Here is a 571-nt window from a genome sequence, read left to right on the forward strand (position 1 = left end):
TTTGTGTACTAAAATATTGATCGGATAATTAAAACATGATGAATATGATTGATTTGTCGCATTTATAAATTAATATGTGATCTATTTAAAGTATATAAAATGGCAAGAATATCACATGCAAAAAATTAGCGTTATTTCAAAAATAACTCATAATAAGTTATTTGAAACGATTGATCAAAAAACGATTTCATTATCAGAAAGTTCTGTTGTAATTTTGGATGTTAAAAAAGAGGATATTCTAAGTTATAAAATTGAAGGAAATGAACTGGTTATAATGTTAAGGAATGGTGAAATTCTTACAATTAAGAATTTTAATCCTAACACTAGTAGTCTAGTGTTGTTAAACGATGATAATGAATTGTTATGGGTTAAGTTTACTACTGAACATAATAGTTCTTTAGTAACGGCAGTTTATGAATCGATTTCAAATATCTCCCCATTATTATACGATGATTTAGCAATTACTGGATTGAAGGCTGGAGGTGTAGCTGGGCTACTACTTGCTGGAATTGGATTTGGGATTAATGGTCTTAGTGATGACGGGAATGATAATAAAAATGCGATAGACCTA

General features: G+C 28.7%; 1 protein-coding gene. It reads left to right on the plus strand.

Annotation, left to right across the window (positions count from 1 at the left end; all coding sequences use genetic code 11):
* Window positions 1-115 precede the first annotated feature (115 nt).
* The coding region (locus tag FY049_RS22240) for a BapA/Bap/LapF family prefix-like domain-containing protein (RefSeq protein WP_446084437.1) at window positions 116-571 on the plus strand (456 nt) is incomplete at its 3' end.

The sequence above is a fragment of the Acinetobacter sp. 1125_18A genome (assembly GCF_052824985.1).